This is a genomic window from Exiguobacterium sp. s183 (genome assembly GCF_018617655.1).
In the GTDB taxonomy this organism is placed as follows: Bacteria; Bacillota; Bacilli; order Exiguobacteriales; family Exiguobacteriaceae; genus Exiguobacterium; species Exiguobacterium aestuarii_A.
The window spans coordinates 109,231-121,819 of sequence record NZ_JACSKN010000004.1 but is presented as its reverse complement, the minus strand read 5'-3'; the positions used below and the strand labels follow the sequence as shown (position 1 = coordinate 121,819).

At 47.8% G+C, this 12,589-nt stretch carries 10 protein-coding genes; 5 read left to right on the top strand and 5 right to left on the bottom strand.

All coding sequences use genetic code 11. From position 1 onward, the window contains the following. The first annotated feature begins 92 nt into the window (after positions 1-92). Positions 93-1,079 carry a hypothetical protein gene (locus KNP62_RS10755; RefSeq protein WP_214785504.1) on the top strand — a complete coding sequence of 329 codons (987 nt, stop codon included), beginning with the start codon at positions 93-95 and terminating at the stop codon, positions 1,077-1,079. A gap of 39 nt (positions 1,080-1,118) precedes the next feature. Here KNP62_RS10755 and KNP62_RS10750 read toward each other — a convergent pair whose 3' ends face one another. The 5 genes from KNP62_RS10750 to KNP62_RS10730 all read right to left on the bottom strand — a co-directional run bounded on the left by KNP62_RS10750 (position 1,119) and on the right by KNP62_RS10730 (position 4,488). Beyond that, positions 1,119-1,286, bottom strand: coding sequence for a hypothetical protein (locus tag KNP62_RS10750; protein WP_015880321.1), 168 nt, complete (start codon positions 1,284-1,286; stop codon positions 1,119-1,121). A 1-nt stretch (position 1,287) separates the two neighbouring features. Beyond that, positions 1,288-1,491 (bottom strand): YwbE family protein, encoded by a 204-nt coding sequence (locus KNP62_RS10745; RefSeq protein WP_015880320.1) that lies wholly within the window; start codon positions 1,489-1,491, stop codon positions 1,288-1,290. Between the two features lie 57 nt (positions 1,492-1,548). Next, entirely contained in the window at positions 1,549-1,887 is a 339-nt protein-coding gene (locus KNP62_RS10740; RefSeq protein WP_214785503.1) for a hypothetical protein, read from the bottom strand. A 54-nt stretch (positions 1,888-1,941) separates the two neighbouring features. Beyond that, positions 1,942-3,597 (bottom strand): glycoside hydrolase family 13 protein, encoded by a 1,656-nt coding sequence (locus KNP62_RS10735; RefSeq protein ID WP_214785649.1) that lies wholly within the window; start codon positions 3,595-3,597, stop codon positions 1,942-1,944. Positions 3,598-3,726: 129 nt separating this feature from the next. Continuing rightward, positions 3,727-4,488, bottom strand: a complete 762-nt coding sequence (locus KNP62_RS10730) for an alpha/beta hydrolase (RefSeq protein ID WP_214785502.1) — start codon at positions 4,486-4,488, stop codon at positions 3,727-3,729. Positions 4,489-4,864: 376 nt separating this feature from the next. Here KNP62_RS10730 and KNP62_RS10725 point away from each other — a divergent pair, with 376 nt between their 5' ends. From KNP62_RS10725 to KNP62_RS10710, 4 genes are all read left to right on the top strand, one after another. Then, on the top strand, positions 4,865-8,371 hold the full coding sequence (locus tag KNP62_RS10725) for a lamin tail domain-containing protein (protein WP_214785501.1): 3,507 nt from the start codon (positions 4,865-4,867) through the stop codon (positions 8,369-8,371). Positions 8,372-8,469: 98 nt separating this feature from the next. After that, positions 8,470-9,672 (top strand): NAD(P)/FAD-dependent oxidoreductase, encoded by a 1,203-nt coding sequence (locus KNP62_RS10720; RefSeq protein ID WP_214785500.1) that lies wholly within the window; start codon positions 8,470-8,472, stop codon positions 9,670-9,672. 45 nt (positions 9,673-9,717) lie between these two features. Beyond that, positions 9,718-10,371, top strand: coding sequence for a hypothetical protein (locus tag KNP62_RS10715; RefSeq protein WP_214785499.1), 654 nt, complete (start codon positions 9,718-9,720; stop codon positions 10,369-10,371). Between the two features lie 133 nt (positions 10,372-10,504). Then, complete coding sequence (locus KNP62_RS10710) at positions 10,505-12,514, top strand: catalase (RefSeq protein WP_214785498.1); 2,010 nt, start codon at positions 10,505-10,507, stop codon at positions 12,512-12,514. Positions 12,515-12,589 lie beyond the last annotated feature (75 nt).

The following is a 12,589-nucleotide window of genomic DNA, read 5'->3' as shown; positions in this document are numbered from 1 at the left end:
TATGATTTTTCTGTTTACCGGGTATTAACTAAATATAGTTATCACCTTCTGTTCACCACGAAAAATCATCTAGAAGAAAGAAGGAATCCATCATGAAAAGGCATCGGAAGTGGTTGTCCTGGTTCGTTGTATTGGCCTTTGTGTTGTCATTGTTGCCTATGAAAGGAAACGTAGCAGAAGCGACCGTAGGAACGGAGAGACAATGGTGTGTGTCCACGACCTCTGATTCAACCATCTATGCAGGACAGAACATCCCAATCGGAGTCGTCGATTTTGAATTTGTCGCAGACGGTCTAAAAGTTGTCATCGATCTAAATGACGGTGTGACATTAGCTGATGTGCCTGAAAACATCAAAATTGATTTTCGATTGACAAGCGAATCACTTGAACGCGGAAGTCCCGGTGCATACGAATTTAAAACATCATCGCTTGTTGATCCGACACATCTACTAATACCTTATGCTTCATTAGCAAGTTATCTTGGTGTAGACGAAAGTGTATTAAAATCAAACGGTTTCCAATTTAACGTTTTTCTTCACCTAGATACAATCGTCAATGGAGATACAGAGACTGCTTACCCTGGTGACCCAGGTACGGGTAACCCTTGGGTACGCTATGTGACATTAACCGTTGAAGAATGTACGCCACCCCCACCAGAGTTCGATTATGGAGTCTATACAATTGGTTTCTGGAAAAACATCTTCAATTACAAGAAAGTAACGTTCGAGTACGGCTCAATCGTCTATATTCAAGGAATTGCTTATGACGTCAGTACACTTGAAGGACAACAAGCCTTAGCTGCATTGATGACAAGTTCTCCAAAATCAATGACTGAAGAAAAACGATTGATTATGCAATTAACAGCAGCGAAAATCAACGTGTTATTGAATGACCCATCTCTTCTTGGTCTCGATCTTGTTTACAAAGACAGCGGAATATCCACTGGTTTGACAGTTGGCGAATTACTTTCCGGCGCAGAAACAGCTTTAGTTAATAAGAACGTAGACCAAATGAAGTATTATCAACAACTTCTCGATCAATTTAACAACGGTTATTTCGAAAATACGTTACACGATTAATGAATCAAAAAAGCAGTCGCTTCTTCAAGCGACTGCTTTTTAAATACCAGTACGTTTCTTCTGGTTATTTGGTTTTTTCGTCAATTGGCTCGTCAACGGTTTTTGTTTTGTACCATGTAAACCCGTCGGAACCTTTGTCTGGTTCTGTTTCTTTTCTGCCAGCTTTTGTTTCATCGCTTCTTGAAAAGATAGTTTTTTCTCACTCATCTTACTCACCTCCAGCTTCGATCACTTTCACACGACCGACCTGTCCATCGCTCAAACGCACTTTGATTCCGTGCGGATGACGTGGCGAGTTCGTCAATATATCTTGAACGACGCCTTTCGTCAGCTTCCCGCTTCGTTGATCTTGTTTCAAAACGATTTGGACATGGAGTCCTGGGCGAATGTCAGCACGTTTCGTTCCATCCATACCCGACACCCCTTTCCATTTAGTCAACCTCTATCATATGCTCTTTTCCCTTATTTGTCACAGCCTATTCCAGATTCCGATTTGTCGCATCGGTTCCGTCATATAACTTTGATCGGTCTGTAGCGTCTTCTCCGGAAGAGGATCATGAAACGTAATACGGACTCCTCGATGTGAGAAGATGACATCAATGATCTCGTTTCCATCTATATCGCGAAGTGTCGCTGTTCCTTGAAGATCATGAAAAGCTGCCGCGAACGTCTCTGCAAAGTCGAGATACGCCATCACGGATGTTACGATCCAGCTTTCTCCAATCTTTAAGGTTAATCGTTCACGAGTGGCACTTTCGATTACGACGTGTACGGAATCATTCCCATTTGAAAATTCAATCGTATGCATCCTCACTCCACCCCTCATTCAAAAGAGGTACCCTCCTCAGAAGGTACCCCTCTATCATAAACGATATAACCGCGCTGCGAATGGTCGAAGCATGAATGTCTCGGTATCAATCGTCTCCGGATCGATTTCATTCGTCATGACAAGCGTCGCACCCGCAATCTCCGGGATGGTCACTTCTGCCGGATTCGCGGTCAAGTTGACGACCACGTAGAATCGATTGTTCTCAAATGTACGTTCATAGACGAAAGCCTGCTTATGCTCTGGCAAGACATCACGATAACGACCGTACGTAAACGTATCTTCGGCTCGACGAAGACGAATCATTTCCTTGTAGAACGAGAGAATCGAGTGCTGATCGTTTTGCTGTGCCTCGACGTTGAGTGTCTCATACTCTTCGTGAATCGGCATCCATGGGGCTGTCGTTGAGAAACCAGCATACGGTGATGCATCCCATTGAATCGGCGTTCGCACGTTATCACGGGATGTGCCCCATACTTGCTGCATCGAGTCGACTTCACTCATCCCGTTCGCAATCCGTTCGAAGTATTCATTCTTCGTCGCGACATCATCGTAGTCATGGATGGATGGAAGCGGTACGTTCTTCATCCCAATCTCTTGTCCTTGGTAAATAAACGGTGTCCCGTGCATAAAGAAGTACATCATCGCAAGCGCAGTCGCACTCTCCCGCCAATAATGATGCTCATCCCCAACGAGCGAGACCGCACGCACCATGTCATGGTTTTCAATATATAGAGCGTTCCAACCCGTTTCACGTAAACCTTGCTGCCACTTATCGAAGATTCGTTTCAACTCGACAACATCGAGTGGGGCCAGACGTGACCGCCGCATAATGTCGACATGGTCAAAATGAAACGCCATATTCATTGCACCGTTTTCTGGACCCATCCAAAGATCTGCTGCTTCCGGCTCAATCCCGTTCGTTTCACCGACCGTCATAATATCATATTTCGAGAACGTTTCCCGTTTCATCTCTTGAAGATAGTCATGGATGCCGTCGATATTCGAGTACATCGAGAACGCCGTGACGATCGGCTTGCCGTCCGGCGATGGGAGCATCGTTCCCGTTGGCATTTTTTTAATGTGACTGATCGCATCGACACGGAATCCGTCCACCCCTTTATCGAGCCACCAGTTGATCATGTCATAGATAGCCGTTCGAACTTCACGGTTTTCCCAGTTCAAATCCGGTTGCTTCTTCGAGAAGACGTGTAAGTAGTATTGATCGGTCTTTTTATCGTATTCCCAAGCAGAGCCGCCAAAGATACTTGCCCAGTTGCTCGGTGGTGCGCCATCTTTTCCGTCTCGCCAAATGTACCAATCCCGTTTCGGGTTATCTTTAGAACTTTTCGACTCGAGGAACCACGGATGCTCATCCGATGTATGGTTGACGACGAGATCGAGCAACAGTTTCATGCCACGTGCATGTACGGCCTCTAATAGCGCATCGAAATCCTCCATCGTCCCGAACTCTTCCATAATGTCTTGATAGTCACTAATATCATATCCGTTGTCATCGTTTGGCGACTTATACATCGGACAAATCCAAATCACGTCAATGCCAAGGTCTTCTAAGTAATCGAGCTTTTCGATAATCCCACGTAAATCTCCGATTCCATCCCCATTCGAATCTTTGAAACTTCGTGGATAGATTTGATAGGCAATCGCCTCTTTCCACCATACGCGACTCACTTCTGTTTGTTTTGTTTGGCTGAACAACGTCTCCATACGGCACGTGCCTCCTACAATAAGGTATGATTCACATCTACCATAGCACTAGTGCAAGCGTTTGCAAAGAATCAGCTCACAAAAAAATGCAGTTTACACTGCATTTGAATGAAGCGCCCCAACTTGTTCACAAAAAGTCGTGATGAGCTTCGATAAGTGTTTCCAATCATTGTCCATCGTCGCGACGTGATACGAGTTCGAGAGCACCGCATATTCTTTTGTACCTTGCAATTGATCGAACAACCAAATCGAGTCGGTCGGCGGCACGACGTTGTCGACAGCCGAATGGATGACAAATGTCGGCACATTTACCGAACCAACTTGTGGTCTCACCTCATCAATTAACGACAGTAATTCCCGAATCGCCTTTGTCGGCACACGGTCATAGACAATCTCATATACACCCTCTGCTAAAATATCGGGAGCGTCTTCATCGATGAATCGACACTCGGTATCTGACGCATGACACGCATATCCAGGTACGGATAAGGCGGCATTGATTGTGACAATTGCATCTGCCTTTTCCTCAAGTGCAGCTTTGAGCGCTAGCGTCCCACCCATCGACTGACCGACGACGATGACCGTCTGACACGACTCGCGCAATCGTTCGATGCCTTCGATGACACTTTTGTACCAACATCGATGTGTCGAACATCGAAAATCTTCCGGGTCTGTCCCATGCCCTTTCAAACGTGGAGCATACACCGTAAACCCTTGTTTCATCAGCTCGATCCCGACGTCTTGCACACTCTGAGGCGTTCCATTAAATCCGTGACAAAGCAAAATACCAATTTCATTTCCTTCATAATAAAATGCGCCTGCTCCAGGAATGACTGGATAGTTGATCGCTCTCATTACTGCCTCCTTTTTTAATTCCCACTTAACCGATACAATTAATTCGTATTAGAAGAGTGTAAAAGTTATCGACCCAACCGTCAAGTTCTTCAAGTTTTGTTTACCTTGTCATCAAACTGTAATCATAACTTCGTATTTAGTGGATTGAGTTCTGACGTCTGCTTGGTTATGTTTAACATGTAGTTAAAAACTTGGGAAATGTGTTTGTCACTTTTGACAATACACGAATAATTTTTCAAGTGATTCGTTAAAAGGAAAGTAATGTAAGCGTTATCATGTTGTTTTTTGATAAAAAGGAGGGGTATTTATACTCAATTTATGATGGTGCACAATGGGGAAATCGAATCACACAATTACATCTAAGGGAGACTTACACATGGGGAAACCAACACAATCATTTAAGGCAGTCACTGGACTCGCCTTGTCAGCAGGACTCATCGTCAGTAGCATGACGCCGATCGCGGCAAATGTACATGCTGAGACGTTGAATGCTTCAGACCTCTTCATCTCAGAGTATGTAGAAGGGTCAAGCAACAATAAAGCCATCGAGTTGTTTAACGGAACGAACGCGACAATCGACCTTTCTGCCTACAAGATTGAACTCTATTCAAATGGTGGTACGACTGCCGGAAACACATTGAATTTGACGGGAACACTCGCACCAGGAGCTACATATGTCATCGTGAACGGTAGTGCGTCGGACGCATTGAAAGCGAAATCGAATACGACGAGCGCTGTGACGAACTTCAACGGAGATGACACGATTGTCTTGAAAAAAGGAGACACTGTTCTCGACGTCTTCGGTCAACTCGGTGTCGACCCAGGTACGAAATGGGGAACGACCGTCGCGACTGCCGACCAGTCACTCATCCGAAAAGATACGGTCACGCGTGGCGACAGTGACGGAAGCGACGCTTTCGATCCTGCTGTCGAATGGACATCGACACCACAAGACTCGTTCGATAACCTCGGTGCGCATACGTTCCGAGGCGTCGAGTATGGCGATGGCGGTACGACGGAGCCACCTGCACCGGTCACACCGATTTCAATCGCTGACGCACGGACAAAAGCAGAAAATGAGACGGTCACTGTAAAAGGAGTCGTCACTGGAAAGCTTGCGAACACAATCTCGATTCAAGATGCGACAGGCGGTCTTTCTATCCGTCCGACGTCCCTTGCGGTCAACGTTGGGGATGAAGTCGTCGTCACAGGCGTCGTCGGTTCGTATCGTGAACTCCTTCAATTGAACAGTGCGGTCGTCGTCTCGAAACAAGCAGCAACGCTTCCTACTGCACAAGTAGTGACGGGAGAACAAATCAATGAAGACGTCGAATCAGAACTCGTAACCGTCAACAATGTCACGCTCACAGGGAGCGGTCAAAACTTGACGGCAACGGACGGAACGAAAGAGTTCATCGTTCGTGACGAGCGTGGCATCCTCGATTTACAGACGGACGTGAACTATTCATCTATCACAGGAATCGTTCAGCAGTTTGACGATGCTTATCAAATCATCCCGCGTGACCCAGCTGACACGGTCATCGATACGTCGGTCCTTCGTCCGGCCGTCGCAAAACCAGGTGCCGGCACGTTTGTCGGACCGCAAGACGTCACGCTCTCAACGACGACGGCAGACGCCGAAATTTTCTATACACTCGACGGTTCAGATCCGAAAGAGAACGGGACTCGTTACGAAGGTTCGATTCGCATCGAAAATTCGACGACGCTGAAGACGGTCGTGAAAACAGGCGACACGTTCAGCGCGGTCTCGACATTCTCATACAAGATCACAGATAAGATTCGCATTCACGACATCCAAGGAGCGAACCATACGGCTCCAATGAACGGACAGACGGTTGAGGGCGTCGAAGGAATCGTCACGTCTACTTTCATCTCGAGCGGGACGACATATTACTTCATCCAGACACCGGATGCTGAAGCCGATAACGATGCACGCACATCTGAAGGGATTGTCCTTTACGGTGGACGTTCAATCGCTGGTATTCAAGTCGGTGACCTCGTCAAGGTGAACGGGAAAGTGAGCGAATACGCGATTGAAGGATATAGCGATCGCCAACAGACGGACATGAAGATGACCCAAATCGATACACGCAATGGAAAAGTCGAAGTCGTCGCGAGCGGTGTGACACTCCCGACTCCGATTACAATCGATGCTTCAAACCTACCGACAGAGTTTATCGATAGTGATAACCTCGCCGTCTTCAACCCGGAGAAGGACGCGATTGACTTCTGGGAAAGCCTCGAAGGCATGCGCGTTCAAACGAACAACTTGAAATCAGTCGGACCACAAGAATACGGTGACCTCGTGACCGTGCTCGAAGATACGCCAACGGAGACTTACAATGGTGGTGTCTTATTGAAAAAGAACGACGCAAACCCGGAGCGCATTCAATTCCGTCTCGAACCGAACGCAGAAGCGCGTGACTTCGATGTGGCGACTGGCGACCGTTTCAATGGACCAATCGTTGGTGTCGTCGGCTACTCATTCGGAAACTATAAGATTCAAGCGTCGCTCGAAGATATGAAAGCTGCTTTCGTCAAAGGGGATGCGCAGCGTGAGAAGACGTTCATCGAAGCAGAAGAAGATCAATTGACGATCGCGTCTTACAACTTAGAAAACTTCTCGAACAACATTAAAGAAACATCAGATGAGAAAGCGCTCAAATTGGCAAAAGCATTCGTCAATGAATTGAACAGCCCTGACATCATCGGCGTAACAGAAGTACAGGACAACGATGGACAAGACAAAGGTGCGGGTTCTGCCGCTGATCAAAGCTATCAACGGTTGATCGACAACATCGTCGCTGTCGGCGGGAAAACGTATAAGTACGTCAACATCGACCCTGAGAACAACCAAGACGGTGGTGCACCGGATGCCAACATTCGTGTCGGTTTCTTGTATGACCCTGCGCGTGTATCGTTGACGGATGGAATGCCTGCTGGTGACGCGACGACGGCAGTCGGATATGTTGACGGGAAGTTGACGCACAACCCGGGACGTATCGACCCGACGAACGAAGCGTTCAATCGCTCACGTAAACCGTTGGCAGCTCAATTTGATTTCCAAGGTGAGAACGTGATTGTCATCGCGAACCACTGGAACTCAAAAGGCGGCGATACTGGATTCTTCGGTTCACAACAGCCGGTCGTACTCGGAAGTGAAGTACAACGTAAGAAGATTGCACAAGTCGTCCACAACTTCGTGGCGGACGTGAAGACGAAAAACCCTGAAGCGAACGTTGTCGCACTCGGAGACTTTAACGATTTCGAATTCTCGGATGCGCTTCAGATCTTTAAAGGTGACTTGATGACGAACATGGTCGAGAAAGTCCCTGCTGTTGACCGCTACTCATATGTCTATCAAGGAAACTCACAAGTACTCGACCACATCCTCGTGTCGAACCGCTTGGCCGCTTCTACGAAGATTGACATGATTCACGTCAATGCGGACTTCACCGAGATGTCAGGTCGCGCGAGTGACCATGATCCGGTTCTCGCACAAATCGACTTCACTCCAGAACCTGAAGTGGAATTGACGCGTTACACGGTAGAAAATCATCCAGCCGCTCGTCTCGTCCTTCAAGAGGACTTTATCGGTGTGACGATTGGAAAAGGAACAAACTTTAAAAACGGAATCTTTGTCCGTGGCGCTTACACGGAATTGACGGGTGATGCGTTGAAAAATGTCGTCGTTCAAGTGAAACCGAAAGAAGCCGGTGCCATCATCGACTTCAAAGGCGCAACAGTGAAAGAAGTGATCGTTGACGGAAAAAACCTTGCCGAGATTCGCGGGGCGAAAAATGTCCAGCGCATCACGTATGCGAAAGGTGCTTCTCCATCATCCATCATCATCAAGAAATAACATGTTGAAACGCAGACACATCGTCTGCGTTTTTTTGGTTTCAGCTCCTTTGAAGCGGGGATAAAAAGGAAGATGCTGAATCATGGAGGATGAAACTGATGGAATTGTATAACGGAGATTTATATTGGCCAACGACCGAATCAGATGACGTGGTGTTGCAACAACCTGAGAAAAAAGAGCAGTATGACGTACTCGTCATCGGGGCCGGAATGTCCGGAACGCTGACAGCTTATACGTTGCAACAGGATGGCGTGGATTTTGCGGTGCTCGACGGACGAAAAGTCGGAACAGGCAGCACGTCGGCCAACACCGGTCTTATTCAATATTCAAATGACATTATGTTACATGAACTCGCCGAAAAAATCGGAGAAGACGCGGCGGTACGCTTCTATCGTCTTTGTCTCGATGCCGTCGAATCACTTGATCAAGTAGCGGAAGATGTCGGGGCAGCCGATATTTATATTCGCCGGGATAGCCTTTGTTTTGCGAGTGAAGAGGCCGATGTTGCCAAATTGAAACTTGAGTATGAGATGCTTTCGAAGCATGGTTTTGAAGTGGAATGGCTTGATCGCGATGCATTGCGTGAACGTTTCCCATTCGACAAACCGGCGGCCTTGATCACAAAAGGTGATGCCGAAGTCAATCCGCTCACGCTCAGCCGTCAAATCATTCGTCACTTATCGAAACAAAACGTCCCGATTTTTGAAGAAACATCAGTAGATGAAGTCGTTTCAGATGGCGAAGGATGGATTGTCCTCACTTCAAACGGTACATTCAAAGCAAACAAAGTCATTTTTGCGACAGGTTACGGTCCTGCTCCCCTACTTGATTCTCATCGGATCGATTTGAACCGTTCATACGCCATCGCAACGAATCCGATTGCAGAGTTCAGCGAATGGGAAGGACGCGCACTCATTTGGGAGACGAAACGACCATACCTATATTTACGTACGACTCCGGACGGTCGGATTATCGCTGGTGGTCTCGACGAAGACAAGGCAGAGACGCCTCACGATGAGGCACTCATGAACGACCGGGCTGAACGAGTGAAGGAGAAAATTGCAGAACTCTTCCCGATGTATGATCTTGAAGTCGATTATGCCTGGGTCGCCTTGTTTGGAGAATCGGTGGACCAACTCCCGTTCATCGGAGAGCACCCGAATCGACCGAATTTGTTTTACTTGCTCGGATATGGGGGAAATGGGACGGTGTACAGTATGCTCGGCTCTCACATCCTGAGTGCCCTCGTTCGTGGTCAGCATCATCCAGACGCTGATCTCGTTCGTCTAGACCGAACGTAACCCCTATTCTTGGGGGTTGTTACATATTGAAGGAGTGTTTTTGGATTGAAGAAAAAAAGAAAAGCAAGATGGGTGTACACGTTTCGCCGACTGATCGTGTTTCTCGTCCCTCTTGGCTGCGCCATCTGGTTTTGGCCAAACGAGTCGACACCCACCACGCAATTAAAGTCTGAACAAGTCTCTATTTCCGAGGAAATATACACGATCGAAAAGCGTTCACCCGTTGTAGAAGATGATGTGACTCGATATGAATATGATGTTGTGGTGCATGGTGAACCAAGTACGGATGAACTTCAATCCATTAGCCATGACGTCATCGAGAACGTCCAACAGTCTGACCAATTCCAGGCCGCCTTGTTACGATTTTATGATGACGCCGCCTATATCGGGACAGAACCCCCACTCGGTGAGGCCGTATTCGCTCCTGAAGGCGACTATGCGCTTGCCGACTGGGTCGAACCTGGTCAAACAGACGAGATGATGTTCGGCTGGCAGCTTCGTGAGAAAGAGTGGTCGACGAAACTAGCGGAAAAAGAGATTCAAATCTGGGCGTTATGGCAGGAACAATATACGAAACAGGATCCAGACGACCCGGACGTGAAATCAAAAGTGACGCGAATCGTCTCCAATGAATATGATCTTGACCCAAAAATGGTGCAACAAATCGTTTTGAAGCAGCACGTATGGGCCGCGCTATAAGTGAGTTACTCGTTTGTGTGAAATCTCTCTTTTTTAAAAAAAGAGGGATTTTTTTATTTCGGTTAGGGAACACCGATACAGTAGGTCAAAACGTGACTTACAACGGTCAGTCATACTTAAGGGAGGCAATCACATGGGGAACAAGAAAGAAGAGCAGTTAAAACAACATACGATTGATAACGAACAACAAGCAGGCTTGACGACGAACCAAGGATTGAAGATGGCGGAAGATGAATTCTCACTGAAGGCAGGGCGTCGCGGTCCGACCTTGATTGAAGATTTTCATTTCCGGGAGAAGATGACCCACTTTGACCATGAGCGGATTCCAGAACGGATTGTCCACGCTCGCGGCGTTGGGGCACACGGAGAGTTTCACGTGTATGAACCGCTCGCCGACATCACAAAGGCTGATTTCTTGAACGACCCTTCAAAGACAACACCGGTATTCGTCCGTTTTTCGACCGTCCAAGGCTCGCGTGGGTCTGCGGATACAGTCCGTGACGTACGCGGTTTTGCGACGAAGTTTTATACAGACGAAGGGAACTACGACCTAGTCGGAAACAACATCCCGGTCTTCTTTATTCAGGATGCCATCAAATTCCCAGACCTTGTCCATGCCGTAAAACCTGAACCGCATACGGAAGTGCCGCAAGGGGGAAGCGCGCACGATACGTTCTGGGACTTCGTCGGACAAAACCACGAAACTGCTCATATGGTCATGTGGGCGATGAGTGATCGGGGGATTCCACGTAGTCTACGCATGATGGAAGGGTTCGGGGTCCATACGTTCCGTCTCGTGAATGCAGAAGGAAAGGCACATTTCGTCAAGTTCCATTGGAAACCGAAGCTCGGTGTCCATTCACAAGTATGGGACGAAGCTCAAAAAGCAGTCGGGAAAAATGCGGACTTCCACCGTGTCGATTTGTATGAAGCCATCAACAAAGGCGATTATCCGGAATGGGAGCTCGGACTCCAACTCATCCCTGAAGAAGATGAGTTCAACTATGACTTCGACATTTTAGACCCGACTAAACTGTGGCCCGAGGAAGAAATCCCTGTGAAACTTGTCGGGAAGATGACACTCAACCGAAACGTCGATAACTTCTTCGCTGAAACCGAGCAAGTCGCCTTCCATCCGGGACACCTCGTTCCAGGAATCGATTTCTCGAACGACCCGCTCTTACAAGGGCGCTTGTTCTCTTATACAGATACGCAACTCTCGCGTCTCGGTGGACCAAACTTCCACCAGATTCCGATCAACAAACCCGTTTGTCCGTTCCACAACAATCAGCGTGACGGCATGCATCAAATGGCCGTCCACAAAGGACAAACGAGTTATCATAAAAATGCGCTCAATAACAATCAGCCTGAACCCGTACCAGCTGACCAAGGCGGATTTGAGCATTATCAAGAGAAAGTCGATGGACATAAGATTCGAGGACGCAGCGACAGCTTCCGAGACTTCTATTCACAGGCGAAACTCTTCTATAACAGCATGACCGATGTCGAAAAGCAGCACATTCAAGACGCCTGCAGCTTCGAGCTCGGGAAATGTGAGTCGGATATGGTGAAAGAAAACGCTGTCGATTTATTAAATCGGATCGATCGCCATCTCGCCGAGGTCGTCGCTGACAATTTAGGCGTGCAAGTACCTGAAGAAAACAATGAAGTCCAGTCAAACAAGACGTCCCCTGCCCTCTCGATGGCGAACACGATCAAAAAACCAGATACGAAGAGCGTCGCCCTTCTCCTCGCCGGTGACGTGGATGCGAATCAAGTGAAGCAATGGGTGAAGCAACTCGCCGACCACAACGTCAACTATAGTCTCGTCGGTAAGAAAGCCTATATGCTCGGTGATTTGAAAGTAAAAGAGACGTATGACACGGTCGACTCGAGCCTCTTCGACGCCGCCTTCTTGGTGAGTGCCGCAACCTCGGTCGAAGATGACGTCCTCGAGTTCATCGAGAACACGTATAAGCACTATAAACCGCTCGCCCTGCACGTGCATCATAAAGAAGCGCTCGCAACATGTCGCGTGAAGACAGACCAGCCTGGGGTCTTCACGTTTGATACGCATAACCTCGATGGATTCGATACGTTCATCGACGGAATCGCGACCGCCCGCTTCTGGGACCGCGCTTAACGATACCACTCGACTCGATTCACGAGTCGAGTTTTTTTATTTGCTCCATGAACTCATGGAATGCATCATCTCAGA